This is a genomic window from Cellulomonas triticagri, assembly GCF_003696205.1.
GTDB classification, from domain to species: domain Bacteria; phylum Actinomycetota; class Actinomycetes; order Actinomycetales; family Cellulomonadaceae; genus Cellulomonas; species Cellulomonas triticagri.
Window position 1 is genome coordinate 30,654 of the sequence record NZ_RFFI01000006.1, and the last position, 26,968, is coordinate 57,621.

Annotated in this window: 29 protein-coding genes; 15 read left to right on the forward strand and 14 right to left on the reverse strand. The window is 75.0% G+C overall.

The window, feature by feature from the left end; genetic code table 11:
* The first annotated feature begins 31 nt into the window (after positions 1-31).
* On the forward strand, positions 32-631 hold the full coding sequence (locus EBM89_RS02005; protein WP_122147789.1) for a TetR/AcrR family transcriptional regulator: 600 nt from the start codon (positions 32-34) through the stop codon (positions 629-631).
* A gap of 4 nt (positions 632-635) precedes the next feature.
* Here EBM89_RS02005 and EBM89_RS02010 read toward each other — a convergent pair whose 3' ends face one another.
* Genes EBM89_RS02010 through EBM89_RS02020 form a run of 3 tightly spaced genes read right to left on the reverse strand, consistent with a single transcriptional unit; the run spans position 636 to position 3,269 of the window.
* Positions 636-1,304, reverse strand: coding sequence for a DUF4190 domain-containing protein (locus EBM89_RS02010; RefSeq protein ID WP_122147790.1), 669 nt, complete (start codon positions 1,302-1,304; stop codon positions 636-638).
* Positions 1,304-2,422 (reverse strand): DUF4190 domain-containing protein, encoded by a 1,119-nt coding sequence (locus EBM89_RS22400; protein WP_122147791.1) that lies wholly within the window; start codon positions 2,420-2,422, stop codon positions 1,304-1,306. Before EBM89_RS22400 ends, EBM89_RS02010 begins: the two co-directional genes overlap by 1 nt.
* Before the next feature lie 43 nt (positions 2,423-2,465).
* Positions 2,466-3,269: an exodeoxyribonuclease III gene (locus tag EBM89_RS02020; RefSeq protein ID WP_122147792.1), complete on the reverse strand. Its 804-nt coding sequence runs from the start codon at positions 3,267-3,269 to the stop codon at positions 2,466-2,468.
* Between the two features lie 109 nt (positions 3,270-3,378).
* Between EBM89_RS02020 and EBM89_RS02025 the strand changes: the two genes are divergently transcribed.
* Together EBM89_RS02025 and pyrE are read left to right on the forward strand one after the other, a co-directional pair.
* Positions 3,379-4,149, forward strand: a complete 771-nt coding sequence (locus tag EBM89_RS02025; protein ID WP_122147793.1) for an SDR family NAD(P)-dependent oxidoreductase — start codon at positions 3,379-3,381, stop codon at positions 4,147-4,149.
* A 35-nt stretch (positions 4,150-4,184) separates the two neighbouring features.
* The gene (gene pyrE / locus EBM89_RS02030) at positions 4,185-4,748 is read left to right on the forward strand and encodes an orotate phosphoribosyltransferase (RefSeq protein WP_122147812.1); all 564 of its coding nucleotides are present in this window, start codon (positions 4,185-4,187) and stop codon (positions 4,746-4,748) included.
* Between the two features lie 28 nt (positions 4,749-4,776).
* Here pyrE and EBM89_RS02035 read toward each other — a convergent pair whose 3' ends face one another.
* The 3 genes from EBM89_RS02035 to EBM89_RS02045 all read right to left on the reverse strand — a co-directional run bounded on the left by EBM89_RS02035 (position 4,777) and on the right by EBM89_RS02045 (position 7,335).
* Positions 4,777-5,631 carry a YwiC-like family protein gene (locus EBM89_RS02035; protein ID WP_122147794.1) on the reverse strand — a complete coding sequence of 285 codons (855 nt, stop codon included), beginning with the start codon at positions 5,629-5,631 and terminating at the stop codon, positions 4,777-4,779.
* 142 nt (positions 5,632-5,773) lie between these two features.
* Entirely contained in the window at positions 5,774-6,541 is a 768-nt protein-coding gene (locus tag EBM89_RS02040; protein ID WP_122147813.1) for an HAD-IIA family hydrolase, read from the reverse strand.
* A 35-nt stretch (positions 6,542-6,576) separates the two neighbouring features.
* Positions 6,577-7,335, reverse strand: a complete 759-nt coding sequence (locus tag EBM89_RS02045) for a VTT domain-containing protein (protein WP_122147795.1) — start codon at positions 7,333-7,335, stop codon at positions 6,577-6,579.
* A gap of 95 nt (positions 7,336-7,430) precedes the next feature.
* On the opposite strand from EBM89_RS02045, the gene purT reads away from it, so the two are divergent.
* The 3 genes from purT (at position 7,431) to fbaA (ending at position 10,452) form a co-directional block, all read left to right on the forward strand.
* The gene (gene purT / locus EBM89_RS02050; RefSeq protein ID WP_122147796.1) at positions 7,431-8,651 is read left to right on the forward strand and encodes a formate-dependent phosphoribosylglycinamide formyltransferase; all 1,221 of its coding nucleotides are present in this window, start codon (positions 7,431-7,433) and stop codon (positions 8,649-8,651) included.
* Complete coding sequence (locus EBM89_RS02055) at positions 8,648-9,325, forward strand: TrmH family RNA methyltransferase (protein WP_122147797.1); 678 nt, start codon at positions 8,648-8,650, stop codon at positions 9,323-9,325. Before purT ends, EBM89_RS02055 begins: the two co-directional genes overlap by 4 nt.
* 104 nt (positions 9,326-9,429) lie before the next feature.
* The gene (gene fbaA, locus EBM89_RS02060; protein ID WP_122147798.1) at positions 9,430-10,452 is read left to right on the forward strand and encodes a class II fructose-bisphosphate aldolase; all 1,023 of its coding nucleotides are present in this window, start codon (positions 9,430-9,432) and stop codon (positions 10,450-10,452) included.
* A gap of 89 nt (positions 10,453-10,541) precedes the next feature.
* Here fbaA and EBM89_RS02065 read toward each other — a convergent pair whose 3' ends face one another.
* Entirely contained in the window at positions 10,542-10,961 is a 420-nt protein-coding gene (locus EBM89_RS02065) for an STAS domain-containing protein (protein ID WP_122147799.1), read from the reverse strand.
* Between the two features lie 105 nt (positions 10,962-11,066).
* On the opposite strand from EBM89_RS02065, the gene EBM89_RS02070 reads away from it, so the two are divergent.
* Both EBM89_RS02070 and EBM89_RS02075 read left to right on the forward strand, forming a co-directional pair.
* Positions 11,067-13,310 (forward strand): SpoIIE family protein phosphatase, encoded by a 2,244-nt coding sequence (locus EBM89_RS02070; RefSeq protein ID WP_233571479.1) that lies wholly within the window; start codon positions 11,067-11,069, stop codon positions 13,308-13,310.
* A 144-nt stretch (positions 13,311-13,454) separates the two neighbouring features.
* A complete protein-coding gene (locus EBM89_RS02075) occupies positions 13,455-14,024 on the forward strand; it encodes a S24 family peptidase (RefSeq protein WP_122147800.1) in 570 nt (189 codons plus the stop codon).
* Between the two features lie 98 nt (positions 14,025-14,122).
* Here EBM89_RS02075 and EBM89_RS02080 read toward each other — a convergent pair whose 3' ends face one another.
* From EBM89_RS02080 to EBM89_RS02095, 4 genes are all read right to left on the reverse strand, one after another.
* Positions 14,123-15,733 (reverse strand): immunoglobulin domain-containing protein, encoded by a 1,611-nt coding sequence (locus tag EBM89_RS02080; RefSeq protein WP_122147801.1) that lies wholly within the window; start codon positions 15,731-15,733, stop codon positions 14,123-14,125.
* A 39-nt stretch (positions 15,734-15,772) separates the two neighbouring features.
* Positions 15,773-16,585: a hypothetical protein gene (locus EBM89_RS02085; RefSeq protein WP_122147802.1), complete on the reverse strand. Its 813-nt coding sequence runs from the start codon at positions 16,583-16,585 to the stop codon at positions 15,773-15,775.
* Between the two features lie 47 nt (positions 16,586-16,632).
* A complete protein-coding gene (locus EBM89_RS02090) occupies positions 16,633-17,244 on the reverse strand; it encodes a hypothetical protein (protein WP_122147803.1) in 612 nt (203 codons plus the stop codon).
* Between the two features lie 300 nt (positions 17,245-17,544).
* On the reverse strand, positions 17,545-17,916 hold the full coding sequence (locus EBM89_RS02095) for an STAS domain-containing protein (protein WP_122147804.1): 372 nt from the start codon (positions 17,914-17,916) through the stop codon (positions 17,545-17,547).
* A 91-nt stretch (positions 17,917-18,007) separates the two neighbouring features.
* On the opposite strand from EBM89_RS02095, the gene EBM89_RS02100 reads away from it, so the two are divergent.
* From EBM89_RS02100 to purD, 3 genes are all read left to right on the forward strand, one after another.
* Positions 18,008-18,430 (forward strand): DUF3151 domain-containing protein, encoded by a 423-nt coding sequence (locus EBM89_RS02100; protein ID WP_122147815.1) that lies wholly within the window; start codon positions 18,008-18,010, stop codon positions 18,428-18,430.
* Between the two features lie 188 nt (positions 18,431-18,618).
* Positions 18,619-19,905 carry an adenylosuccinate synthase gene (locus EBM89_RS02105; RefSeq protein WP_122147805.1) on the forward strand — a complete coding sequence of 429 codons (1,287 nt, stop codon included), beginning with the start codon at positions 18,619-18,621 and terminating at the stop codon, positions 19,903-19,905.
* A 44-nt stretch (positions 19,906-19,949) separates the two neighbouring features.
* Positions 19,950-21,212: a phosphoribosylamine--glycine ligase gene (gene purD / locus EBM89_RS02110; protein ID WP_122147806.1), complete on the forward strand. Its 1,263-nt coding sequence runs from the start codon at positions 19,950-19,952 to the stop codon at positions 21,210-21,212.
* A gap of 6 nt (positions 21,213-21,218) precedes the next feature.
* On the opposite strand, the gene EBM89_RS02115 is transcribed toward purD, so the two are convergent.
* On the reverse strand, positions 21,219-21,437 hold the full coding sequence (locus EBM89_RS02115) for an SCO4848 family membrane protein (protein WP_122147816.1): 219 nt from the start codon (positions 21,435-21,437) through the stop codon (positions 21,219-21,221).
* An 81-nt stretch (positions 21,438-21,518) separates the two neighbouring features.
* Here EBM89_RS02115 and EBM89_RS02120 point away from each other — a divergent pair, with 81 nt between their 5' ends.
* Positions 21,519-22,442: a phosphoribosylaminoimidazolesuccinocarboxamide synthase gene (locus tag EBM89_RS02120; protein WP_122147807.1), complete on the forward strand. Its 924-nt coding sequence runs from the start codon at positions 21,519-21,521 to the stop codon at positions 22,440-22,442.
* 39 nt (positions 22,443-22,481) lie between these two features.
* Here the strand turns inward: EBM89_RS02120 and EBM89_RS02125 are convergent, their stop codons facing one another.
* Complete coding sequence (locus EBM89_RS02125) at positions 22,482-23,495, reverse strand: iron-siderophore ABC transporter substrate-binding protein (protein ID WP_122147808.1); 1,014 nt, start codon at positions 23,493-23,495, stop codon at positions 22,482-22,484.
* A gap of 99 nt (positions 23,496-23,594) precedes the next feature.
* On the opposite strand from EBM89_RS02125, the gene EBM89_RS02130 reads away from it, so the two are divergent.
* The 3 genes from EBM89_RS02130 to EBM89_RS02140 are packed head-to-tail and all read left to right on the forward strand — an operon-like array spanning position 23,595 to position 26,460.
* Positions 23,595-24,632, forward strand: a complete 1,038-nt coding sequence (locus tag EBM89_RS02130) for a FecCD family ABC transporter permease (RefSeq protein WP_233571480.1) — start codon at positions 23,595-23,597, stop codon at positions 24,630-24,632.
* Positions 24,629-25,660: a FecCD family ABC transporter permease gene (locus tag EBM89_RS02135; RefSeq protein WP_122147809.1), complete on the forward strand. Its 1,032-nt coding sequence runs from the start codon at positions 24,629-24,631 to the stop codon at positions 25,658-25,660. The genes EBM89_RS02130 and EBM89_RS02135 overlap by 4 nt, the downstream gene beginning before the upstream one ends.
* Entirely contained in the window at positions 25,654-26,460 is an 807-nt protein-coding gene (locus EBM89_RS02140) for an ABC transporter ATP-binding protein (RefSeq protein WP_122147810.1), read from the forward strand. Before EBM89_RS02135 ends, EBM89_RS02140 begins: the two co-directional genes overlap by 7 nt.
* A gap of 25 nt (positions 26,461-26,485) precedes the next feature.
* Here the strand turns inward: EBM89_RS02140 and EBM89_RS02145 are convergent.
* On the reverse strand, positions 26,486-26,968 hold a 483-nt coding region (locus tag EBM89_RS02145), incomplete at its 5' end, for an anti-sigma factor (RefSeq protein WP_147463422.1).

Genomic DNA, 26,968 nt, shown 5'->3' on the forward strand with positions numbered 1-26,968 from the left:
CCGGGGCCGGCGACCGCGAGGGGGCAGACCGATGAGCGTCGAGGTGCAACGGGGCTACGCCAAGGGGCGCGCGAAGCGCCGCGAGATCATCGACCAGGCCATGGCGATGTTCGGGGAGGTCGGCTACCGCGGGGCGTCGCTGCGCGAGATCGCCGCCCGCTGCGGCATCTCCCACCCCGGGCTGCTGCACCACTTCCCGACCAAGGAGTCCCTGCTGCTCGCCGTGCTGGAGCACCGCGACGAGGTCGACATCGAGTGGGTCGGCCTGGACGACACCGACGGCGTCGTCACCCTGCGCCGCCTGGTCGAGCTCGTCGAGCTCAACACCACCCGCCGGCACATCGTCGAGCTCTACGCCGTGCTCTCCGCGGAGGCCACCTCCACCGAGCACCCCGCGCACCAGTTCTTCGTGGACCGCTACCGCACGTCCGTCGACGCCGCCGTCCGCGCCTACCGGCAGGCGGGCGACGCGGGCGAGCTGCGCGAGGGCGTCGACCCCGAGGTCGCCGGGCGCCAGCTCATCGCCCTCATGGACGGCATGCAGGTCCAGTGGCTGCTCGACGGCGGTGCCACCGACATGGTCGCCGTCGTCCGGGCGCTCGTCGCTGGGCACCTCACCGTCGACCTCTGAGACCTCAGCCGACCGGGGTGGCGCTCTCGTCGAGCAGCGACCCCGTGACCGGGTCGGGCAGCACGCCCACGCACAACCCGGTGCGGTCGCCCCGCCGCCACGACGCCTCCGTCGGCGACCACGCCACCACCCGCATGCCCTGCGCGACCTCGTCGGGGGTCAGGGTGCACGCGGCTGCCACCGCCGCCGCGGCCTCCTCGGCGCCGGGCCAGCGCGCCCCGCGGTCGAACCGGTAGTCCGTCAGCACCTGCGCCTCGTGCGGGTCGGCGCACGGCACCACCCGCACCCGGTCGACCTCGCCATCCGGCGGCAGCGTCTCCAGGCACGACCCGGTCACCAGCTGCACCGCCCGCGCGTCCACCGGCTCGGTGACGTCCGGGGGGAGCGGGCGCGACGTCACCGTCGTCACCGCGACGAACGCCACCAGCGCCGCGCCCACGACCGTGCCGACGACGCCCAGCACCGTCCCGGCCACCGCCAGCCCGCGGCCGCGCCGCGCGGGCTCGCGACCGCGTCGGGTGCGGCGCAGGCCCACCAGCCCCAGCACCAGCGCCACCGGGCCGAGCCCGAGCACGCCCGTGACCAGCGACGTCACCGCCACCGGGTCCGTCCGGGGCGGGGGCGGCGCGCCCCAGCCCGGCGCGTAGTACGCCTCCGGGTACCCCTGCGGCATCAGGCGCTCGTCCCGCCACCGGCCGCGAACGTGCCCGCGACCGCCGAGCCCGTCGCCGCCGGGAACGTCGTCAGCACGCAGTACGCCGTGCGACCGCCGCCCTCCCACTGCGACGGGTGCGGGTAGTACACGTCCGCGTAGCTCTCCACCGGCAGCACCGCCGGGTCCACCGCCGTCGCGACCGCCTGCTCGCAGCGGTCCAGCAGCTCCGTGTACCCCGCATCCGGGGCGGTGAGGTCCTCCAGCACCGGCGCCGACATCGCCAGCATCTCCAGCACCTCGGTCTCGTGCGCCGCACCGCAGTCCACGACGGCCGCGTCCGACATGTCGTAGGCCTCCGGGGCGGTCGCGAGGCACTGACCGGGCGCCAGGTCGAGGCTCAGCTCGAACGGCGGCATCGTCGTGTCCTGCGCCCACTGCTCCTCGTCGGACGTGCCCGTGGACGTGGTGGTCCCGTCCTGCGCGTTCAGCGCGACCGGGATCACCACCGCCGCCACCAGGCCCAGCGTGAACACCCCCGTCAGGACCGCACCGATCCACGTGCCCGCCAGGGCGAGGCCCCGGCCCGAGGCGCCCGTGCGGCGGATGCGGCGCAGCGCGGCGATGCCGAGACCCAGACCGACCGGAGCCCCGAGCACGATCAGCAGGCCCGTGCAGCTGGTGACGAGCGAGGCCACCGCCAGCGGGTCCGTCGGCGGCGGGCCGGGCGGCGGGGACCACGGCTGCGCGTACCCACCGGGGGCGGGGTAGGTGGGGGCGGCCGGGGAGGTCGGGGTGGGGTCGGGTGCCCAGGCGGGTGCGGTCCCGGTCGGGGCGGGCAGCGGGGCCTGCGGCTCCCACGCCGAGGCGTACCCGGTGGGACCGGGCCAGCCGGGGGTCGGCGACTGCGGGGCGTGCGTGGACGGCGGACCGTACGGCGACGACGCGGGCTGCACCGGCTGCGTGGGGTACGGGGCCTGCGCGGCGTACGCGGGCTGCGCCGGGGCCGGCGGCCAGGCGATGTCCTCCGGCGGCACGGACGACGTCGCGGGCCAGCCCGCGGGCGCGAACGGCGAGCCCGACGTCGGCGCGGGCGTCGGGGTCGGGCCGGGGGCGTCCGGACCGGTGGGCGTCGTCATGCGCCGAACCTAGCCGAGCCGCGCGTGCCCCGACGTCGGCCGATCAGGCGGCGTCCGCGATGTCGAGGATCACGGGGACGTGGTCCGACGCGCCCTTGCCCTTGCGCTCGTTGCGGTCGATCTCCACCCCCGTGACCCGCACGGCGAGCGCCGGGGACGCCCACGTGAAGTCGATGCGCATGCCCTCGTTCCGGGGGAACCGCAGCTGCTGGTAGTCCCAGTAGGTGTAGGTGTGCTCGGCGGGCAGGTGCTCGCGTGACACCTCGGTGTACCCGGCGGACGCGAACGCCGCGAACGCGTCCCGCTCGGCGGGGGTCACGTGCGTGCGACCCGCGAACACGCCGATGTCCCACACGTCGGTGTCGAGCGGCGCGACGTTCCAGTCCCCGACCAGCGCGACCGGCAGGGCCGGGTCGCCGTCGTCGGCGATCCAACGCCCGGCCTCCGTGCGCAGCGCCTCCAGCCAGCGGAGCTTGTACGTGAAGTGCGGGTCGTCGATCTCCCGGCCGTTCGGGATGTACAGGCTCCACACCCGCACCCCGCCGCACGACGCCCCGAGCGCGCGCGCCTCCACGACGGGCTCCTCGCCGAAGCCCGGCTGGCCCGCGAACGCGTGCTCGACGTCCGTGATGCCGACGCGCGACGCGATCGCCACCCCGTTCCACTGGCTGAACCCGCTGGTGACGACCTCGTAGCCTGCGGCCTCGAACGCCTCGCGGGGGAACTGCTCGTCCTTGCACTTCGTCTCCTGCATGGCCAGCACGTCGGTGCCGGAGCGCTCCAGGAAGGCGATGACGCGGTCGACGCGGGTGCGGACGGAGTTCACGTTCCAGGTGGCGAGGCGCATGCCCGGCAACCTACCGGGCGCACCCGACACGGTGCTGCCACCCCACCTCCCCGGGACCACCCCCACGACCTGGCGACAACCCGACGGGGCGGTCCGTAGGGTGAGGCGCATGGGAACCGCACTCATCACCGGGGCGAGCGCCGGCCTCGGCCTGGAGTTCGCCTGGCAGCTCGCGACCGCCCGGCACGACGTCGTCCTCGTCGCCCGGGACGCCGAGCGCCTGGAGCGGCTGGCCGCGCAGCTGCGCGCCGCCGCGGGCGTGCACGCCGAGGTCCTGGCCGCCGACCTCACCGACCGCGCGGACCTGGAGCGCGTCGCCGAGCGGCTGCGCTCCGACGAGCGTCCCGTCGGCCTGCTCGTGAACAACGCCGGCCTCGGCCTGCACCAGCGGTTCGTCACCGGCGACCTCGCCCGCGAGGAGGCCGCGCTCGACCTCATGGTCCGGGCCGTGCTCGTGCTGTCCCGCGCGGCCGTCGAGCCGATGGTCCGCCGCGGGCGCGGGGCCGTCCTCAACGTCGCCTCCGTCGCGGCCCTGACGGCCACCGGCACGTACTCCGCGCACAAGGCGTGGGTCCGCACCTTCACCGAGGGCCTCGCCTCCGAGCTGCACGGCACCGGCGTCACCGCGACCGTGCTGTGCCCCGGCCTCGTGCACACCGAGTTCCACGAGCGCGCGGGCATCGACCAGCACGTCCCGGAGATCGCCTGGCTCAGCCCCGAGCGCGTCGTCGCGACGGCGCTCGCGGACGTGCGCCGCGGCGTCGTCATCTCCACCCCGAGCCTGCGCTACCGCCTCGGGTCCGGCCTGCTGCGGGTGCTGCCGCGCGCGGCGGTGCGCAAGCTCAACGAGCCGCGCCGCGCCCTCGGCTTCGGGGAGTAGGCCGCCCCGCTACCCTGGCGGGCGTGAACACCGCGATGTCCCCGACCCCGCGCGAGCAGCTGCGCGACCTCATCGTCGACCTGGCCGTCGTGCGCGGCAAGGTCACGCTGTCCTCCGGGCGGGAGGCCGACTACTACGTCGACCTGCGCCGCGTGACCCTGCACCACCGGGCCGCGCCGCTCATCGGGCACGTCCTGCTCGACCGGCTGGAGGAGGTCGGGCTCGGCACCGCCGAGGTCGAGGCCGTCGGAGGGCTCACCCTGGGCGCCGACCCCGTCGCCACCGCCCTGCTGCACGCCGCCGCGTCGCGCGGCCAGGACCTCGACGCGTTCGTGGTCCGCAAGGAGGCCAAGGCGCACGGCATGCAGCGCCGCATCGAGGGCCCCGACATCGCGGGCCGCCCCGTCGTCGTCCTGGAGGACACCTCCACCACGGGCGGGTCCCCGATCGCCGCGCTGGAGGCCGCCCGCGAGGCCGGGGCGGACGTGCGCGGCGTCGCCGTCATCGTGGACCGGGCCACGGGCGCCCGGGAGAAGATCGAGGCGATGGGTGTGCCGTACCACTACCTGTTCGACCTGACGGACCTCGGCCTGGCCTGACGCGCGACCGCGGCGGGCGCGTCCGCGCTCAGACCGCGAGCAGCGTCGCGACCGTCACCGCGACGGTCGCGACGACCTCGCCCGCGCCGATCGCGGCGGGGCTGGGACGACCTCGCCGCGGCACCACGACCGCGCGCGCGAGGAGCGCCGCCGCGACGACCGCCAGCCCGGCGCCCCCGGGCGCGGGCACCGCTCCCGTCACGGCCAGCAGCGTCGCGACGGCCAGCAGCGCCGCGTGGTACCCGGTGGAGATCCGCCGCGTCCGGGCCTCGCCGCGCTCGCGGATCAGCGACTTCACGTACGGCACGGTGCCCACGAGGTACGCGGTGAGCACTGCGGCGGCGGTCCAGGCGCGCCCGTCGTCGGCGCCCGGCGGGAGCAGCCCCGACGGTGCCGGGCCGGGCAGCCCCGCCGCGACCACCGTCATCAGCCCGGCGGCGAGCACCGTCACGAGGTCGTTCGCCCACGACCGGTCCGCGCGCCGGGCGGCGTAGCGCAGGCTGGCGGCCAGCAGCAGCGCGTACACCGGCGCCCAGCGCAGCAGGGCCGGGTGCAGCGCGAGCAGCGGGACGCCGAGCACGGCGGTGGCCGCCGCGTACCCGAGCACGGGTGTGCGGTAGCGCGCTCTGCGGCCGGACCGGAGCCACTGCGTCGCGGCGAAGTAGGTGCAGTACGCGGCGAGCCACGCGACGAGCAGCAGCAGGTGCACCGGGCGGGGTCCGGCGACGAGCGCCCCGACCAGCGGCGGGGTGACGACCATCGCCCACGCGCCGTGCTGGTTCGGCACCCACGCCCGGGGGATGCGCCGACGGCGGGGCGCGACCGGGGTCCTGGCTGTCGCCGGTCCGGGCCGTCCGGCGCGCGCGGGTCGGGTGGGGCTCATCCCCCCATCGTCTCGACCGTCGGGAGGCGGGACCAGGGACGTCGGGCTCATGCCCGCCTCACGCCCGCGGTCCCCGCCGAGTGCGCAGAACCCGTGGGACGAACGCCGCATCACGGACCAGGTTCTGCGCACTCGGCGCGGGTCACGCCGGGGGCGTGACCGCCCACTCCGGGACGCGGTCGACCAGGTCCGCGACCGAGTCCAGGACCTGGGTCGGGCGGAACGGGTAGCGGGCGACGTCCTCGGCCTTCGTGGACCCGGTGAGCACCAGGAACGTCCGCAGCCCGGCCTCGATCCCGGCGACGACGTCGGTGTCCATGCGGTCGCCGATCATCGCGGTCGTCTCGGAGTGCGCGTCGATGCGGTTGAGCGCGGACCGGATCATCATCGGGTTGGGCTTGCCGACGAAGTAGGGCTGCCGACCGGTGGCGGCGGTGATCATCGCGGCGACCGCGCCGGTGGCGGGCAGGTCGCCCTCCTGGCTGGGGCCGGTGACGTCCGGGTTGGTGGCGATGAACCGCGCGCCGCCCTGGACGAGCCGGATCGCCCGGGTGATGGCCTCGAACGAGTACGTGCGGGTCTCGCCGAGCACCACGAAGTCCGGGTCCGCGGACGTCAGCGTGTACCCCGCCTCGTACAGGGCGGTCGTGAGCCCGGCCTCGCCGATGACGTACGCGGAGCCGCCGGGCATCTGGTCGGTGAGGAACTGCGCCGTGGCGAGCGCCGAGGTCCACAGCGACTCCTCGGCGACGTCGATGCCGGAGGACGCGAGCCGGGCGCGCAGGTCGCGCGGCGTGAAGATCGAGTTGTTCGTCAGCACGAGGAACGGGTGGTCGCCGTCGCGCAGGGCGCGGACGAGCTCCGGGGCGCCTGGCAGGGCCACGCCCTCGTGGACGAGCACGCCGTCCATGTCGGACAGCCAGGAGGTGATGGGCCGCTGGGTGGTCACCGGTCGAACGCCTTCCGCTCCACGGCCGCACGCTCCGCGGCCTCGTCATACCGGCTGTCCCGGCCCTCGGCGGTCAGGTCGCCGCGCTGCGCGGCGCGCCGTCCGCGCCAGAGCTCGATCGCGACCGGGATCACCGAGACGAGCACGATGAGGATCGCCAGCGCCTCGATGTTCTCGCGGACGAACGTGATGGTGCCGAGCAGGTAGCCGAGCACCGTCACGCCGACGCCCCACACCAGGGCGCCGACGAGGTTGTACGAGACGAAGGTGCGGTACCGCATCTTCCCGACACCGGCCGCCACGGGGGCGTAGGTGCGGACGATCGGCACGAACCGCGCCAGGATCACCGTGCGCCCGCCGTACTTGTCGAAGTACGCGTAGGTGTTGTCGATGTACTGCTGCTTGAAGATCCGCGAGTCGGGTCGCCGGAACAGCCGGGGCCCGACCTTGTTGCCGATCAGGTACGCGACCTGGTCCCCGAGGAACGCGGCGGCGAACAGCAGCACGCACAGCAGCCACAGCGGGAAGTCCAGCGCCTGCTGCGCGACCAGAGCGCCCGCGGTGAACAGCAGCGAGTCGCCCGGTAGCAGCGGGAACAGCAGACCCGTCTCGATGAACACCACCAGGACGATGCCGATGAGGGCGTAGGTCCCGAAGGACGAGATCAGGTGCTCCGCGTCCAGCCAGTCCGGCAGGAGCGCGGGCCGGGGGCCGAGGGCGGGGACGAGCGCGGCGAGCGCGGCTGACGCAGGCATGGGGCCCAGGGTACGACCGGCGACCCGGGACCCCGGTCGGTTCCCGGTGGTTCCCGGTGGTTCCCGGTGGTTCCCGGTGCGCGAGGATGGCGGGCATGACGACCGCACGGCCCGGCACCCTCGGCACCCCCCTGACCCCCGGCGCGACCCGGGTCCTGCTGCTCGGCTCCGGCGAGCTCGGCAAGGAGGTCGCGATCGAGCTCCAGCGTCTCGGCGTCGAGGTGGTGGCCGTCGACCGGTACTCAGGCGCCCCGGCGATGCAGGTCGCCCACCGCTCGCACGTCGTGGACATGCTCGACCCCGAGGCGCTGCGCGCGGTGCTCGACGCCGAGCGCCCGCACGTCGTCGTCCCCGAGATCGAGGCCATCGCCACCGCCGTGCTCGCCGAGGTCGAGGCGACCGGCGTGCGGGTCGTGCCGACCGCGCGCGCCACCGTCCTGACCATGGACCGCGAGGGCATCCGGCGCCTCGCCGCCGAGGACCTCGGCCTGCCGACGTCGCCCTACCGGTTCGTGGACTCGCTCGCCGACCTGCGCGCCGCCGCCGCCGAGGTGGGCCTGCCGTGCGTCGTGAAGCCCGTGATGTCGTCCTCGGGCAAGGGGCAGTCCGTCGTCCGCACCGCCGACGACCTGGACGCCGCGTGGACCGCCGCGCAGACCGGGGGCCGCGCCACGGCGGGCGACGGCGGCGCCGTGCGCGTCATCGTCGAGGGCTTCGTGCGCTTCGACTCCGAGATCACCCTGCTGACGGTCCGGCACGCCGGAGGCACCACGTTCTGCGCCCCGGTGGGGCACGTGCAGGTGGACGGCGACTACCGCGAGTCCTGGCAGCCCGCGGCGCTGCCCGCCGCGGCGCTCGCCGAGGCGCAACGGGTCGCGAAGCAGGTCACCGACGCCCTCGGCGGGTGGGGCGTGTTCGGCGTCGAGCTGTTCGTCGTCGGCGACACGGTGCTGTTCTCCGAGGTCTCCCCGCGCCCGCACGACACCGGGCTCGTCACCCTGGCGTCGCAGGACCTGTCCGAGTTCGCGCTGCACGCCCGCGCGGTGCTCGGGCTGCCCGTCCCGGCGGTCGACCTGCTCGGCCCGGCCGCGTCGGTCGCCGTGCTCGCCGAGGGCACGGGCGTCCCGCGGTTCACCGGGGTGGACGCGGCGCTCGCGGTCCCGACCGCGCAGGTGCGGCTGTTCGGCAAGCCCGCCGTCGCCGGACGGCGGCGTGTCGCCGTCACCGTGGCGCGCGGCACCGACGTCCCCGAGGCCCTGGACCGGGCACGGGCGGCGGCGGACGCGCTGACCGTGGCGCTGGACCCGGCGCCGTGACGGACGACGGGCAGGCCGTCCCCGACGCGCCCCGCGACCCCGAGGAGGTCGGCGTCGGCCCGTGGCCGGGCGGCCCCGACGCGTGGCCGGACGACCCCCGGTACGACCCCGACCTGCTCGCCCACGGCGACCGGCGCAACGTCGTCGACGCCTACCGCTACTGGACCGTCGAGGCGGTCGTCGCCGACCTCGACACCCGGCGGCACCCCGTGCACGTCGCGATCGAGAACTGGGCGCACGACCTCAACATCGGCTCGGTCGTCCGCACGGCGAACGCCTTCAACGTCGCGGGCGTGCACGTCGTCGGTCGGCGCCGGTGGAACCGCCGGGGTGCGATGGTCACCGACCGGTACCTGCACGTGCACCACCACCCCGACGTCGGCGACCTGCTGGCCTGGGCGGCGACCGCGGGGGAGGGCGGGACGGCGCTGCCCGTGCTCGGGATCGACAACGTCCCCGGGTCCGTGCCGATCGAGGGGTACCCGCTGCCGCGGGCGTGCGTGCTGCTGCTCGGCCAGGAGTCCACGGGTCTGACGCCCGCGGCCCAGGCGGGCGCCGAGGCGGTCCTGCACATCACGCAGCACGGGTCGACGCGGTCGATCAACGCGGGTGCGGCCGGGGCCATCGCGATGCACGCGTGGGCCCTCCGGCACGCGGGGCCCGGGCCGGTCTGAGGGTCGCCCGGCGTCCGGTGGGCAGGACGTCCCGGACGCGGGGCCCGTGACTCGTGCCAGACTTGGTGCGATAGCGATACCCCACTTTCTTTGGAGCTGCTGCGATGCCGATCGCCACCCCCGAGGTGTACGCCGAGATGATCGACCGGGCGAAGGCGGGCAAGTTCGCCTACCCGGCCGTGAACATCACGTCCTCCCAGACCATCACCGCCGCGCTGCAGGGCTTCGCCGAGGCGGAGTCGGACGGCATCCTGCAGGTGTCGGTCGGTGGCGCGGAGTACGCGTCCGGCTCGACGGTCAAGGACCGCGTCGCCGGTACCCGCGCGCTCGCCGCGTACGCGGCCGAGGTCGCGAAGGGCTACGGCATCACCGTCGCCCTGCACACCGACCACTGCGTGAAGAAGAACCTGGACTCCTGGGTCCGTCCGCTCCTGGCCCTGGAGGCCGAGGAGGTCAAGGCCGGCAAGAACCCGACCTTCCAGTCGCACATGTTCGACGGCTCCGACATCCCGCTGGACGAGAACCTCGTCATCGCGGCCGAGCTGCTCGAGCTGTCGCAGGCCGCGCGCACCATCCTCGAGATCGAGGTCGGCGTCGTCGGTGGCGAGGAGGACGGCCACGAGGCCGAGATCAACGAGAAGCTCTACACCACGGCGGAGGACGGTCTCGCGACGGTCCGCGCGCTCGGTGCGGGCGAGAAGGGCCGTTACCTGACGGCCCTGACCTTCGGCAACGTGCACGGCGTGTACAAGCCGGGTGCGGTCAAGCTGCGTCCGTCGATCCTCGCGGACATCCAGAAGGCCGTCGGCGCGGAGATCGGCAAGACCGACCCGTTCGACCTGGTCTTCCACGGCGGCTCCGGCTCGACCGCCGAGGAGATCGCCGAGGCGGTCGACAACGGCGTCATCAAGATGAACATCGACACGGACACCCAGTACGCGTTCACGCGTCCGGTGGTCGGCCACATGTTCGCCAACTACGACGGCGTCCTCAAGGTCGACGGCGAGGTGGGCAACAAGAAGGCCTACGACCCGCGCGCCTGGGGCAAGCTGGCCGAGGCCGGCATGGCCGCCCGCATCGTCGAAGCCGCGCAGCAGCTGCGCTCGGCGGGCAACAAGCTCTCCTGACCCCGCGGTCCTGAGACGACGAGGGCCCGGTCACCGTGACGGTGACCGGGCCCTCGTGCGTCGTGGGCCGTGCGTCGGGAGCGCGGGGCTCAGTCCTGGCGGGGCGCGTCCTCGACGACGTCGAGCAGCTCGCCGATCCGCGTGACCTCGAGCAGGAACTGCACGGTGGGCGGGACGTGCAGCAGCCGCACGCGATGCGGGGTGCGGCTCGCGAGGCGGGCGAGGAACGCCACGCCCGAGGAGTCCATGAACGTCACGTGGTGGGCGTCGACCTCGATCGGCACGCCGGCCTGCTCGGCGTCGGTGGTCGCCTGCGTGAGGTCCGGCCCGAGGTCCGCGTCGACCTCCCCGGACAGCACGATCGTGGTCCGGTCGGGGGACAGGATGACGTGGACGGAGCCCGGCTCTCCCGGTGCCTCGCGGGGAGCGGGTACCGTCGGCGCCGAAGCGTCCGGGTCGCCCTGGTCCCCGGCGAGCCCGCCCGGCGGTGTGCTGTTACCGTCGCGCACGATGCTCCCTTCCCTCCGGGTGACGGCCCGCGTCGGCCGTACCGGGTGTCGGTGTCCGGTGGGTGGCTTCGCCGGACATGCTGGAACGCTAGACGATCGGAGGCGGTGGTGGTCAACTCCGCGCCGGGTTCCGGGGGCGACGTCGCCCTCGACGGGTTGCGCCGGGTCATCGACCAGGTAGTCGGCATGCCGGTGCTCATCGCGACCGCGGAGGCGCCGCACTGGCCCGTCGTGTGGGTCAACGAGGCGTTCACCCGCACCACGGGGCTGACGCTGGACGACGTCGCCGGACCGGCTGCCGGGCTGGTGGCGATGGCCGCGGAGGACGGCTCCGGCCTGCGGCATCTCGGGGAGGCCGTGCTGGCGGACCGCCCCACGTCGGCCCTGCTGCGGCTGCGGCGCGCGGGCGACGACTGGTTCTGGGCGCGCACGGTGGTGACACCGATCGCGGGCGGCGCGGACGACACGCCGACGCACTGGGTCGCCGCGCTGGTGGACGTCACCGCCGAGGTCGACCGGGACGCCGCGGTCGCCCAGGAGGTCGAGGTGGTCCGGCGCGAGAGCGAGGACCTCGCGCTGATCGCCGCGGTGTCGGACCTGATCATGGACCTGGACGACCCGTACGGGCTGCAGCTCATCGCGGAGCTGCTCATCCGTCGGGTGGTCGCCTGGGCGGGGTTCTACGTGGACGACGACGGGCTGCAGGCCGCCGACGGCCTGGACAACCGCCGGGCCGCCCACGCCGCCGGCCGTCGTCCCCCGGCGGGTGGCCAGGCCCGGCCCGCGTACGTGCGCCGGGGGCGGCCGTCGCCGACCGACGCCGTGCAGCGCCTGCTGGACGGCGAGGGGGAGGGGGCGGCGTTCCCGATCGACCTGCCGCTCGACGGACCGCACGAGGCCGGGTCGGTGTCGGCGTGGCTCGCCGCGGACCTGCGCGACCGGCTCGGCGACGCCGTCGCGGACGGCGGGGACCCCCACCACGTCGCGGTCCTGCCGCTGCCGGGCCGCCACCGCGTGCTCGGCCTGCTCGTGGTCCTGGCGCGCCCCGGCGCCGTCCCCCCGCGCGGCGGGCTCGGCGCACCGGTGCCGGTGCGCGGCGGCATGGACGCGCGCACCCGGACGATCCTGTCGCTGACCGCCCGGCGGGTCGGGCTCGCGATGGAGAACGCCCGGCTGTACGCCCGGGAGCACCGCGTCGCCGAGACGCTGCAGCGCGCGATGCTGCCCGAGCAGGCGGAGGTCGACGGGCTGGACGTCTGGTCGTACTACGCCCCGAACGTGGTCTACGCCCAGGTCGGCGGCGACTGGTACGACGTCGTGCAGATCTCGTCGGACGTCGTCGGCATCGTCATCGGCGACGTGGTCGGGCACGACGTGGAGGCCGCGGCCGCGATGGGGCAGCTGCGGTCCGTGGTCCGCGCGTACGCGTTCGAGGTGACCGAGCCCGGGCCGGTGCTGGAGCGGGTCGACACGCTGGTCGGTGGCATGCGCATCCCCCGGTCGGCGGGACTGGTGCTCAGCACCCTGACCCGGTCGGTGCCCGCGGACGGCGCGTGCGCCACGTGGCGGCTGGACTACTCCCGCGCGGGGCACCTGCCCGCGCTGCTGGTGCGCGCGGGCGAGGTGACGCTGCTGGACGCGGCGGGCGGCGCGCTCATCGGCTTCGGCGACGGGCGCCGGTCCACGGCGTCGCAGGACCTGCACCCGGGTGACGTGCTGGTCTACTACACGGACGGCCTCATCGAGCGCCGCGACCGGTCGCTGCTGGACGGGCTCGTGGCGCTGCGGGAGATCGCCGCGGGGGCGACGGCCGTGGACGCCGCCGGCATCGGCGAGGAGCTGCTGGCACGCCTCGCGGACAGCCCGGAGGACGACGTCGCGGTCGTCGTCGTCCGGATCCCCGACCTGGTGGACGCCTCGGGGCACGCAGGCAACGTCCGCAGCCGCCGCTGGCAGCTGCCGGGCGAGCCGTCCTCCATCGCCCGGGCCCGGCACGCGGTCGTCCGCACCTGCCACGCGTGGGACCTCGGGGACGCGGCGAACGCCGAGCTCGTGGTGTCCGAGCTGGTCGCCAACGCGGTGCTGCACGGCTGGGGACGGGTGACCTTGCGGCTGCACGACACCGGCGAGGGCCTGCGTATCGAGGTGGAGGACTCCAACCCGACGCCGCCCGTCGCGACCGAGGGCCACCCGGGGCGTATCGGCGGGTTCGGGATGCGGATCGTGGAGCGACTCGCCGACTGGGGGTGGCGGCCGTCCGGGGGCGGAAAGGTCGTCTGGGCGCGGGTGCACCCGGCTGCCGGACCGGACGGCTCCGCCGCCGGGACCCGGGGGACGGACCCGGTGTGACGACGGGAGGGACCACACGTCGCTGGTGCTGCGTAGGGGCGCGCCGCCGGTGGGTGGGTGCCGTGCCCGCTGCTGTACTGGGGTCGCGGCCGGTGACGATGGTCCCGCCGCCCGAGCAGCCGAGACCGTAGGGGGACGACCGAGATGACGACTGTCCGCGTGCTCGCCCGGGTCGTGGCGGCGCTGCTGCTGGTGGCCCTCGCCGGGCCGCTCGTCTGGCGGGTCGCGACCGGCGACTTCTACCTCACCGTCGAGGGGCGCTCCATGACGCCCACCTACCAGGTGGGTGACGTCCTCGTCGTCCAGCAGCCCGACGGAGCCGAGCTCACCCGGACCGGCGAGATCGTCGTCGTGGCGTTCAGCGCCGGCGCGGAACCGGCCGAGGACGCGCCCGTGTACGTGCACCGCGTCGTCGAGCCGCTCGACGACGGGACGGCGTGGCTGCAGGGCGACGGCAACGAGGAGCGCGACCCGCGGCCGGTGAGCCAGGACGCGGTGCGGGGCACTCCCCGGTTCGCGCTCACCGGCCCGATGGCGGACGCCTTCCAGTTCACCCAGTCCGTGGTCGGCCGGGTCGTCCTCGGCGGTGCGGCGCTGCTTCTCCTCCTGCTCCCGCTGCGGCGGCGCGCGGACGGCGCGGTCGTGGCCGGCGCGGACGACCACGCGGAGGCCGGCGACCCGGGCGGCGAGGACGAGCCGCGCGCCACGCACTGACGCGTCGACGTCGTGCCCCGACCGGGGTCTGGCACGACGAGGCCCTCGGTCCGGCTGGACCGAGGGCCTGCTGTCGTCGTGCGCGGTGCGTCGTGCTCTCAGGCCGGGAGCCTGCTGACGACCTGGACCCTCGGGGTCACGGTCAGGTGCAGGGGCGTGACGGGCCGCACCCGCAGCGTGGCCGGGTCCGAGGGGACGCCCCCGGGTGCCGCGGTGTTGGTGAAGACCGCCCGGTACGACGAGCCGTCCTGCGCGGTGGTCACCCGGTCCAGTGCGAGCGTCGTCCCGGTCTCGCCCGGCAGATCGGTCCACGCGATCCCGTCGGTCGAGACCTGCCACTGGACGGTCGGCGAGGGCACGCCCGTGGCGACCGCCTCGAACGCGACGTCCTGGCCCTCGAGCGCGGACCTCGAGATCGGCTGGACCGTGACCTCGGGGACGCCGAGCACCGCGACCGAGAGCGCGGACTCGGCGAGGACCGACCCGTCGGCGCGCAGGATCCGGGCCGTACCGCCGTCGAGCACGGCACCCGGCTGCTGGTCGCCGTCCACCTCGAGGGTGACGACGATCCCGGCGGCGCCGAGGCCCCACCGCGCAGACCCGGCGACCGCGCTCCGGCCGTCCTCCGCGATGGCCACGGTGGGCGGCGTCGAGCCGTCGTCGGTGCCGACGTCGGTGATGCGGGTGCCGGCGGGGGCGTGGACCTCGAGCGGTCCGGTGTACGACCGGACGGTGTCGCGCACCGTCAGAGCGGCGCTCTGGGTCGGTGCGGCTCCACCGGTCGCGGCCGGCAGGGCGTAGGCGACGCGCAGCCGGGCGGGCTCGGTGTAGACGCCGTCCGGGGCGTCCGGCGATCCGTTGTCGAATCGAGCCCGGTACCACCGCCCGTCCATGGCGATGCTGGCCTGCCCGAGATCGAGGGTGTCGCTGTCGGCGCCGGCGAGGTACGTCCAGAGCGGCTCGCCGGCGGCGTCCACGAGGCCCGTGGAGACCTGCCACTTCACCTCGGTGGGGAAGGTCGTGCCGGTGCTCTCCGCGTGGAACCGCACGGGAGTCCCGGCGACCACCGACTGGCTCTCCGGCTGCGCGGAGACCTGGACGGCGCGAGGGGTGACCGTGATGGTCGCACTGGAGGAACGCAGGACGTGGGTCTCGCCGACGTCGTCGACGTAGGTGAGCACCGCACGGCGGTGCTCACCGTTCCGGGTCACGGTGGCACCCAGCTGTGCGTTCACGGTCAGGACCGCCGGGGTGAGGCGGCCGGCGAGCACCGTGGCCGGTCCGGTCGTGCTCGCCCGCCAGCTGTGGCCGTCGTCCGTCGACACCTCCCAGGTGACCAGGCCGTCGAACGGGCTGAGGACGGTGGTCCGCATGAGGATGACCTCCCCTTCCGGGACGATGACGTCCTCGGGTTGGATCCGGAACGGGGAGCCGTCCGTCGTCTCCGACGACTCGTCACCCTCGGCCGGAGCCTCCGGCTCCTCGACCCAGGACGACTCGTCCTCAGCCTCCTCAGCCTCCTCAGCCTCCTCAGCCTCCTCAGCCTCCTCGGGCGTCGAGGTCGCGTCGTCCGGCTCGCTCGCGGGCACGGGGTCTGCGTGGGCGGGGGGCGCTGCGGCCGGGGACAGCCCGAGCGTCAGGCCCAGGACGGTTGCCAGGAGCGCGCCGAGCACGGGGTGGGTGGGGCGCGTGGGCAAGGTGCGGAGCACGGTCTCACCTCCGGGTCGGGTGCGGTGGGTCGGACGGGGTCAGGGGATGTCGGCCGACGGGGTCGGCAGGGTGGCCGCGCTGCGGCGGGCGCGGCGGCGGGTGGTGATGCCGGCGGCCACCAGCGCGGCGGCCAGCAGGGCGAACCAGCCCGTGGGCCCGGTGATCGCGAGGACCCCACGGGGGCCGGGACCTGCCTGGCCGGGTGCGGTGGGGTCGGTGACCGCGGGGGTGCCGCCGGCGCCGGGGTCGAGGTGCGTGACGGTGAAGGTCGCCGTGACGTCGAGGGGCTGCCCGGGGTCGCCCACGAGCGCGGACGGGTCGGGCAGCGAGACGCGGACGGGGATCGTGAGGGGGCTGGCGGCGGAGACGGACGTCGCGGTCGGGACGGCGGCGGCGTAGGCCACCGGCTCGGCGAGCGTGCCCGCGTCGTGCCACGTGGAGACGCTGCCGTCGGCGCCGACCTCGCCGTACTGCACGGCCAGGGCGTCCGCCAGCGGGTCGGGTGCGTCGGCGCGCAGGGTGCCGCTGAACGGCACCGGGTGCGTGGCGGTGGTGCTGACGGTCCAGGTGCCGGTGACCGCGTCGCCCGGGACCTCGGTGTCGAAGGTGTGGACGAGCGGGTCGCCGGAGATGGTGACCACAGGGCCGTCCGGTGCGGCGACCGCGGGGGTCGCCGCACCGGCGACCCCCGCGACGACCAGGCCGGCGAGCGCGAGCCCCGCAGCCGCGTGGGCGGCGGGACCCGCGCCCCGGGCCCGGCCGGGAGCAGCCGGGTGGCGACGCTCCGGCCGGTCCGGGCCAGGGGGGCCACCGTGGGCGGCGTACCCGGTGCGGGTGGCGTCGTCGGTCACGGTGGATCTCCTGTCGACGTGGTGTGCGGTGGGTCGGCCGGGCGGTGTCAGACGCCGAACGGGTTGGTGTAGCTGACGACGAAGTCGCCGGCCACGTTCAGCGTCACCGGGTCGTCGCCCTCGGGGGTGGTGCCGAGCACGGTGGGGTCGACGAGAGTGACCCGGACGGTGATCGTGAGGGTCTCGTTGCCGTCGATCGTCGAGATGCCGGTGGCGTCGGCGAACGAGGCGCCGCTCGCGAGCGTGCCGGCGGGGACGAAGCCGGTGTCGATGCCGTCGCCCGTGACCTGGTACTCGATGGTCAGGGCGTCGCCGAGGGCCGCGTCGAGCTGGGAGAAGTTCGTGAACTCCCCGTCGAAGGTCCCCGTGTCCGGGCCGCTGTTCGTCAGGACCCACTCCCGCTGGTACTGGCGGTTGGCGGTGATCGCGTCGAACGTCTCGTCGAACTCCTGACCGGCGATGGCCAGGTGCACGCCCCGCGTGACGCCCTCGCCCTCGGTCGGCACCTCGGCCTTGAAGCGGTTGTCCCCGATCGTGGTGTTCAGGATGGAGACGGCGCCCGCACCGGCGATGGCAGCGGCGAGCGCGCCGACGCCGACGACGGTCCAGATCTTCTTCTTGCGGGAGTCCTGCGTCTGGGGGGTGGTGGTCGTGGTCACCGTGGTGTCCTCTCGAGTTTGTTGAACAGGGAGGAGCGGGTACGCGGTGCCCGGTCAGCTGTCGCCCCATGTCGCGGGGCCTGGTGCTCCGGAGCGTGTCGTGCTGCGCGGTTCGCTCGTGGAAGAGTCAACGGGTTCCCGTGCAGCACCCAACGGCCTACGCAGAACTACGTAGGGGTGTTGAGTGGCGATTGCGCAGATTACGGCGGCAATCGAGGGGCGATCTGCCGCCGTATTGAGTGCTGAACGGCACTCAGTTAGGTGGCAATGGAGTAGTCGCTCCCTAGCGGGTGCGTGGCGTCAGGCGCGCGTCGTCGCGTCCTGACCGGCCGCCGTCGCGGCGTCGTCCGCCTCGCCCGCGCAGCGGTGGTCCGTGTCGATGCGGAACAGCTCCAGAGCGCCGCAGATCTCGAGCACGAACAGGTCCCGCGGGTCCGCGCCGCGCAGGACGGTCGCCCCGCCGCGCTTGCGGCTGGCGTCGGCGAGCGAGATGAGGAACGCCGCGCCGGTGGAGTCCATGAAGGTCACGTCGCACATGTCGATGACCAGCAGCTGGCGCCGCAGCCCGACCACGCGCGCGGCGATCTCGGGGAACTGGTCCCGCTCCGCGAGGTCGAGATCCCCGCCGATGACGAGCGTCGTCGTCGCGGCCGAGGTGGCGATCTCGATCATGGGCATCTCCGAGGAGGACCTGCAGGGGCTGGACGACTGTAACCACCGGCCCGGCGGGACGCACGCGGAGCCCGGCTGCGACACTGGGCGGATGACCGGTCCGAACCTGCTCGAGCCCGAGCCCACCCTGCTGCCCCCGGGCGCCGACGCCGACGCGCGCGCGCTGCTGTCCGGGGGGAGCGAGCCCCGCGACGCCGCGCGCGAGGTCCCCGCGTCGAGCCTGGCGTGGGCGCTGCTGGCGGAGGCGGCGCTGCGCGACGTCGGCGACCCCGTGGCGGCCTACGCGTACGCCCGCACCGGCTACCACCGCGGGCTGGACGCGCTGCGGCGCGCGGGGTGGCGCGGCCGCGGCCCGGTCCCCGCCGCCCACGAGCCCAACCAGGGGTTCCTGCGCGCGCTGCTGGCCCTGGCCGAGGCCGCCGAGGCCATCGGCGAGGACGACGAGGCCGAGCGCTGCACCCAGTTCCTGCTGGACTCGGGCACGTCGGCCGCCGAGGTCGCCGAGCTCCGCTGAGCGTCTGAGCCGGGACGTCACCCCCTACCCACGGGGGTGGCGCCCGGACGCGCGGCAGGTGCCTGGCGTAAACTCCCGGAGGTACCGGGGTCGCCTGCCGCCCGGTGCCCCGACCTCCCGCGACCGGGCCCCGTGCCCGAGCCACCGCGGACGGGCCGTCGCCGGGTGGGCCAGGGAGTGGTGATCAGATGCCTGCCGTCGTGGTGCTCGGGACCCAGTGGGGCGACGAGGGCAAGGGCAAGGCGACCGACCAGCTCGGCTCGCGGATCGACTACGTCGTGAAGTTCAACGGCGGCAACAACGCCGGGCACACCGTCGTCATCGACGGCGAGAAGTACGCCCTGCACCTGCTGCCCTCCGGCATCCTGTCGCCCGGCGTGGTCCCGGTGATCGGCAACGGCGTCGTCATCGACATCGAGGTGCTGTTCGAGGAGATCGACGCGCTGGAGGCGCGCGGGGTCTCGGCCGAGCGCCTGCTGGTGTCGTCCGCCGCGCACGTCATCGCGCCCTACCACCGCACGGTCGACAAGATCACCGAGCGGTTCCTCGGCAAGCGGAAGATCGGCACGACCGGCCGCGGCATCGGCCCCGCGTACGCCGACAAGATCAACCGGGTGGGCATCCGCATCCAGGACCTGTTCGACGAGAACATCCTGCGGCAGAAGGTCGAGGGCGCCCTCGACCAGAAGAACCACCTGCTGGTGAAGGTCTACAACCGCCGCGCGATCACGGTCGAGGAGACGGTCGAGGACCTGCTGTCCTACGCCGAGCGCCTGCGCCCGTACGTCGCGAACACCCCGCTGGTGCTGAACCAGGCGCTGGACGCCGGGAAGACCCTGGTGTTCGAGGCCGGGCAGGCGACGATGCTCGACGTCGACCACGGCACCTACCCGTTCGTGACGTCGTCCTCCGCGACCGCAGGCGGCGTGTGCACCGGCTCCGGCATCGGCCCGACCCGCATCGACCGCGTCGTCGGCGTCGCCAAGGCGTATACCACCCGCGTCGGCGAGGGCCCGTACCCGACGGAGCTGTTCGACGAGGACGGCGAGTGGCTGCGCCAGACCGGCGGCGAGTTCGGCACGACCACCGGGCGGCCGCGCCGCACCGGCTGGTACGACGCGGTCGTGGCGCGGTACTCGTCGCGCATCAACGGGCTGACGGACCTCGTCGTCACCAAGCTCGACGTGCTGACCGGCCGGGACAAGATCCCCGTGGCGGTGGCGTACGACGTGGACGGCCGCCGGTTCGACGAGATGCCGGACGACCAGAGCGACTACCACCACGCGAAGCCGGTGTACGAGTACCTGGACGGCTGGACCGAGGACATCTCGGGCGCCCGCGAGCTCGCCGACCTGCCGGTGAACGCGCAGCGGTACCTCGCGCACCTGGAGGAGATCTCGGGCTGCCGGATCTCGGCCGTCGGCGTGGGACCGGGCCGCGAGGCCACCGTGACCATCCACGACCTGCTGGGCTGAGACGGGCGCGGGCGGCGCGCGGGGGAGTCGGTAGGGTCGGCGGCGTGAAGATCCTCGTCGTCGGCACCGGCGCCCGTGAGCACGCCCTGGTCCTCGCCCTGTCCCGCGACCCCGCGGTCACCGGGCTGCACGCCGCGCCCGGCAACCCGGGCATCGGCGCGCTCGCGACCCTGCACGCGGTGGACCCGCTGGACGGGGCCGCGGTCGCCGCGCTCGCGACGTCGCTGAGCGCCGACCTCGTCGTGGTCGGCCCGGAGGCGCCCCTGGTCGCGGGCGTCGGGGACGCCGTCGTGGCCGCCGGGATCCCGGTGTTCGGGCCCAGCGCCGCCGCCGCGCGGCTGGAGGGCTCGAAGGCGTTCGCCAAGGAGGTCATGGCCGCCGCGGGCGTGCCCACCGCCGACCCGGTCGTCGTCACCGACGCGACCGAGGCTGGTCCGGCGCTGGACACCTTCGGCGCGCCCTACGTCGTCAAGGACGACGGCCTCGCCGCGGGCAAGGGCGTCGTCGTCACCGAGGACCGGGACGCGGCGCTCGCGCACGCCCTCGCGTGCCTGGACAAGCCGGGCGGTCGCGTGGTGGTCGAGGACTACCTCGACGGGCCCGAGGTGTCGCTGTTCGTGCTGTCCGACGGCACGCACGTGGTGCCGCTGGTGCCCGCGCAGGACTTCAAGCGCGTGGGCGACGGCGACACCGGCCCGAACACCGGCGGCATGGGCGCGTACAGCCCGCTGCCGTGGGCGCCCGCCGGGCTGGTGGACGAGGTCGTCGCGCAGGTCGCGCAGCCGACCGTGGACGAGATGGCCCGGCGCGGCACGCCCTTCGTCGGGGTGCTCTACTGCGGCCTCGCGCTGACCAGCCGCGGCACGCGCGTCGTGGAGTTCAACGCGCGGTTCGGCGACCCGGAGACCCAGGTCGTGCTGGCGCGGCTGGAGACGCCGCTCGCGGCCGTCCTGCTCGCCGCCGCGACCGGGACGCTGGCGGACCTGCCGTCGCTGCGCTGGCGGGACGACGCGGCCGTCACGGTCGTCGTCGCGTCGGCCGGGTACCCGGAGGCGCCGCGCACCGGCGACGTGATCGGCGGGCTCGCGGACGCCGACGCGCTGCCGGACGTGCACGTGCTGCACGCGGGCACCGCCGCCGGGGCCGACGGGGCCGTGCTGTCCGCGGGCGGACGGGTGCTGTCCGTGGTCGGCACCGGCGGGGACCTCGGGGCGGCCCGGGACGCGGCCTACGCGGGCGTGGCCCGGATCGACCTCGCCGACGCGCACCACCGCGGCGACATCGCCGAGGCGGCCGCGCGCGGCTGACGAGCCTCAGACCAGGGCCAGCACGCCCACCAGCGCCGTCGCTGCGCCCAGGAGCATCGACACCGAGATCAGCACCACGTGCACGGTGAGGAACCGCGTCGGGCGACCCTGCGCGTCGCGGGAGCGCGGGTCCTTGACGATGCGGCGGCCGAACTGCGGCCAGACGAGCAGGCTCCACGCACCGGCGACGAGCAGGACCACGGACCAGGCGACGGGGAGCTCCATGCCCGCGAGCATGCCACGGCGTCCCGGTCCGGCCCCGGGGCCGTCCACCGCGGGCGGCCCGACCTGCGGCAGGATGGGCGCATGACCGCACCCGCGCTGCCCGGCTGGACGCACACCTACTCCGGCAAGGTCCGTGACCTCTACGTCCCGGACACCACGCAGGAGGCCGGTGCCGCGGTCGCCGAGGCCCACGGCGACGTCGTCCTCGTCGTCGCGAGCGACCGGGTGAGCGCCTACGACCACGTCCTCGAGCCGGGCATCCCCGGCAAGGGCGCGGTGCTGACCCGCCTGAGCCTGTGGTGGTTCGACCAGCTCGCCGACCTGGTGCCGAACCACGTCGTCAGCGCCGACGCCCCGGAGGTGCCCGAGGCGGTGCTGGGGCGGGCGATGGTGTGCCGCCGGCTCGAGATGTTCCCGGTGGAGTGCGTGGCGCGCGGGTACCTGACCGGGTCGGGCCTGGCCGAGTACCGGGAGTCCGGCTCGGTCACCGGGATCGCGCTGCCGGACGGCCTGGTCGACGGGTCCCGGCTGCCGGAGCCGATCTTCACGCCCGCGACCAAGGCCGAGCTGGGCGAGCACGACGAGAACGTGCCGCTGGAGCACGTCGTCGCGCTGCTGGGGCGCGAGCGCGCCGAGCAGCTGCGGGACCTCACGCTGGCGGTGTACGCCCGGGCGGAGGCGGTCGCGCGGGACCGGGGCGTGATCCTCGCGGACACCAAGCTCGAGTTCGGGATCGACCCGACCACCGGCGAGGTGACCCTCGGCGACGAGGTGCTGACGCCGGACTCGTCGCGGTTCTGGCCCGCGGACGGCTGGGAGCCCGGGCGCGCGCAGCCGAGCTTCGACAAGCAGTTCGTGCGGGACTGGCTCACCTCGCCCGCGTCGGGCTGGGACCGTGCGGGCGACGTGGCGCCCCCGGCGCTGCCCGCCGACGTCGTGGCCCGCACCCAGGACCGCTACCGCGAGGCCCTGGAACGCCTGACGGGGGCGCCGCTCGGCCGGTGAGGGCCGGGCGACGCCCCCGCGGGCGTGCGGTGCTGCGGCTCAGGAGCCGAGCGCGTCCTCGATGAGCGGGACCAGGTTGTCGAGCGCGTACTGCTGGGCGCCGATGGTGCCGAGCGAGTAGGCGGACGACAGGTCGCCGTCGATGACCACGGCGCGGCCGTCGGCGACGGCGGGGATGGCCTGCCACTGCGGGTCGTCGGTGATCTCGGCGGTGTCGATGTAGATCGGGAACGCGACGATCAGGTCGGCGTCGAGCAGGTCGAGCTGCTCGGAGGAGATGTCGACGCTGAAGCCGGACGCGGAGACCGGCAGGTCGGCGATCGTCGGGGACTGCACGAAGCCGAGGTTCTGGAGGAAGTCGACGCGGTCGCCGCCCTCGATGTACGCGCCCCAGCCCTCGGAGGTGCGGGTCGCCGCGGCGATGGTCTTGCCGTCCCAGTCGGGGTGCGCGTCGCGGGCGGCCGCGAAGGTGTCCTCGAGCTGCGCCTCGAGCTCCTCGCCCTTCTCCGGGACGCCGAGAGCGGTGGAGATGAGCTCGAGCTGCTGCTGCCCGGTGGTGAGGTAGGAGTCGCCGCCCTCGGGGACGCCCACGGTCGGGGCGATCTCGGACAGGCGGTCGTAGCGGTCCTGGTCGCCGGAGGACTTCACGTCGAGGATCAGGTCCGGCTCCAGGGCCGCGATGGCCTCGTAGGACGGCTCCAGCGTCTCGATGATCTCCGGGGACTCGTCGTACTGGCCCTCGGCCCACGGGCCGACGCCGTCGCCGCCGAACGCCAGCCAGTCGGACGCGCCGACGGGCTGGTAGCCGAGCGACAGGGCGGTCTCGGCGTCGCCCCAGCCCAGGGCGACGACGCGCTCGGGGCGGGACTCGACGGTGACCTCGCCGAACTTGGTCTCGACCGTGGCCGGGAAGGTGCCCTCGGCGGACGTGCCGGAGCCGCCCGCGGGGGTAGTCTCGCCCGAGCCGGCGCCGGAGTCGTCGGTGCTGGAGCAGGCGCTGAGCGTCAGGACGGCGACCGCGGCGAGGCCGGCGGCGACACGCATGGACTTCATCGAAGACCTTTCGTGGAGGGGCCCGTGCGCGCGACGGCGCGGCGACAGGGCGGATCGTTCGGAAGGTTAGCCTAGCCTCATGACGCGCAGGTACCCCGGGTGACCGCCGTCGGTGCTCCGGTGCGCGTGCGGACGTCCGCAGCGACCCGACGCGCCGGCGCGCTGCTGCTGCTCGTGGGGCTGCTGGTGGCCGCGCTCGCGCTCAGCCTCGCGGTCGGGTCGCGGCCGGTGGACCTGCCGACGGTGTGGGGCGCGCTGACCAACCAGGCGGTGCCCGCCGCGGACCGCGCGGCCGTGGTCGGGCTGCGGCTGCCGCGCACCGTGATCGCCGTGCTGGTGGGCGCGGGACTCGCGGTCGCGGGCGGGCTGATGCAGGCGCTGACCCGCAACCCGCTCGCGGACCCGGGCATCCTCGGCGTGACCAGCGGTGCGGCGTTCGCCGTCGCGATGGGGGTCGTGCTGCTCGGCGTCACCCGGCCGTCCGGGTACGTGTGGTTCGCGTTCGCGGGGGCGCTGCTGGCGACGCTCGCGGTGTACCTGGTGGGCTCGGCGGGCCGGTCCAACGCCGGGCCGGTGCAGCTCACGCTCGCGGGCGTCGCGCTGTCGGCGGTGCTGACCGGCGTCGTGGGCGCGTTGCGGCTCGCCGACCAGGAGCGGTTCGCGGTCCTGCTGACCTGGGAGTCCGGGTCGCTGCAGTCCCGCGGCTGGTCGGTGATCCTGCCCGTGCTGCCGTTCGTGCTCGTGGGGCTGCTGCTCGCCGGGCTGGTGGCGGGCTCCCTCAACACCCTCGGGCTCGGCGAGGACCTCGCGACGGCGCTCGGTGCGTCGGTGGCCCGGACGCGGGTGCTCGCGGTCGTCGCGATCACGCTGCTCGCGGGCGGCGCCACGGCCATGGCCGGACCGATCACGCTGGTCGGCCTGATGGTGCCGCACATCGTGCGGTGGCTGGTCGGCCCGGACCAGCGGTGGATCCTCGGGGCGTCCGCGCTCGCCGGGCCCGTCCTGGTGCTGCTGGCCGACGTCGCCGCTCGCGTGCTGCTCTGGCCGGGGGAGCTGCCGGTCGGGGTCGTGACCGCGTTCGTCGGTGCGCCGGTGCTCATCGCGCTGGTGCGCCGACGGAAGGCGAGCGGGCTGTGACTGCCCCTGCGCCCGCCCACGCCCCCGCGCCCGCCCGCGCCGGCGTGCGGGTCCGCCGCGGCCCGCTGACCACCGCCGCGCTGGCCGTCGCCGCCCTGCTGCTCGCGCTGCTGGCCCTCGGGCTCGGCGACTACCCGCTGAGCGTCCCGGAGGTCGTGCGGGCGCTCGTCAGCGACCAGGGGTTCGCGACCACCGTCGTCACCGGCTGGCGGCTGCCCCGCGTGGTCGTCGCGCTGGTCTTCGGGGCCGCGCTCGGCGTCTCCGGGGCGCTGTTCCAGTCGCTGACCCGCAACCCGCTCGGCTCCCCGGACGTCATCGGGTTCTCCACCGGCGCGTACACCGGCGTGCTCGTCGTGACGACGGTGCTCGGCACGGGCGTGCTCGGGGTGTCGGCCGGGGCGCTGCTCGCCGGGCTCGCCACCGCCTTCGTCGTCTACCTGCTGGCGTACCGCGACGGGGTCCAAGGGTTCCGGCTCATCGTCGTCGGCATCGGCGTCACCGGGATGCTGCACGGCGTCAACGTGTGGCTGCTGCTGCGCGCCGAGACCGAGGTCGCGATGGCGGCGTCCATCTGGGGCGCGGGATCCATCGCGCTGACGGGCTGGTCGCAGGCCGTCCCGGCGTTCGTGGTGCTGGCCGTGCTGACCCCGCTGGTCTGCGCCGCGAGCGGGCCGCTGCGCCAGCTCGAGCTCGGCGACGACGCCGCCGGGGCGCACGGCCTGCGCGTCGAGCGGTCGCGGCTCGTGGTCGTCGTGCTGGGTGTTGCGCTGATCGCGACCGTCACGGCGACCGCCGGGCCCATCGCGTTCGTCGCGCTGTCCGCGCCGCAGATCGCTCGGCGCCTCGCGGGGTCGCCGGGCCTGCCGCTGGTGGCGTCCGCGCTCACCGGCGGCCTGGTGCTGCTCGGCGCGGACATGATCGCGCAGCACGTGCTGCCGACGGCGGTGCCCGTCGGCGTGGTGACCGTGGTGCTCGGCGGGGCGTACCTGCTGGCCCTGATCGTGCAGGAGGCGCGACGGCGATGGTGAACCCAGGGACGGGACGGCTGCGGGCCGACGCCGTGACGCTCGGCTACGACCGGAAGACGGTGTCGACCGGCCTGAGCGTGACGATCCCCGACGACTCGTTCACGGTCGTCGTCGGGCCGAACGCGTGCGGCAAGTCGACCCTGCTGCGGTCGCTCGCGCGGCTGCTGCGCCCGAGCGCGGGCGACGTCGTCCTCGACGGGGAGTCGATCCACCGGATCGCGACCAAGGAGGTCGCCCGCCGGGTCGGCCTGCTGCCGCAGTCCGCGCTGGCGCCCGAGGGCATCACGGTCGGCGACCTCGTCGCGCGCGGGCGGTACCCGCACCAGAACCTGTTCCGGCAGCAGACCGAGGCCGACCGCGAGGCGGTCGCGGCGGCGATGGCGGCGACCCACGTCGCGGACCTCGCCGAGGTGCCCGTGGACGAGCTGTCCGGCGGGCAGCGGCAGCGGGTCTGGGTCGCGATGGCGCTGGCCCAGCAGACCGGCATCCTCCTGCTGGACGAGCCGACGACGTTCCTCGACATCGCCCACCAGATCGAGCTGCTCGACCTGTTCGCCGGGCTGCACCGCGACGGCGCGACCCTGGTCGCGGTGCTGCACGACCTCAACCACGCCGCGCGCTACGCGACGCACCTCGTGGTGATGAAGGGCGGTGAGGTCGTCGCCCAGGGGGACCCGGGGGAGGTGGTCACGGCGGACCTGGTCGAGGACGTGTTCGGCCTCCCGTGCCTGGTGATCCCGGACCCGCTGTCGGGTACCCCGCTGGTCATCCCGCGCGGCACGGCGCACCCCGCGCCCTGAGGCACGGCGCGGGGTGGGCCGGGCGTCAGGCCGGGGCGAGGACGACGACCGGCTCGGACGTCGGGGCCTCGGAGCCGCCCTCCGGCTCGACCGTCAGGGCGAGCGCGTCGCCCGTGCGGTACGCCGCCGTGCTGATCTCGAGGGTGCCGTCGGAGGTCGGCTGCGTGGCGTCGGGCAGCGGCACGCCGTCGCGCATGACCCACAGCTGGTAGACCTGCCCGTCCTGCGGGTTCGTGACCCCGCTCGCGGTGACGAGCGCGGAGTCGGCGGAGATGACGGCCACGGCGCTGCCGCCGGACGTCACGTCCGCGGACACCACCTGGGCGCCGGGCTGCGCGAGCGCCGTGGTCAGGCGGTCGGCGCGGGCCTGCGCCTCGGCGGCCCGCTGCGACTCGCGCCAGGCGATGCCGCTCGGGACGGCCACCGCGACGGCGACGACCAGGGCGGTGACGACGCCCGACCAGCGGCGACGCCGACGCGGTGCGCCCGGGCGCCCGGCGGGGCGGGA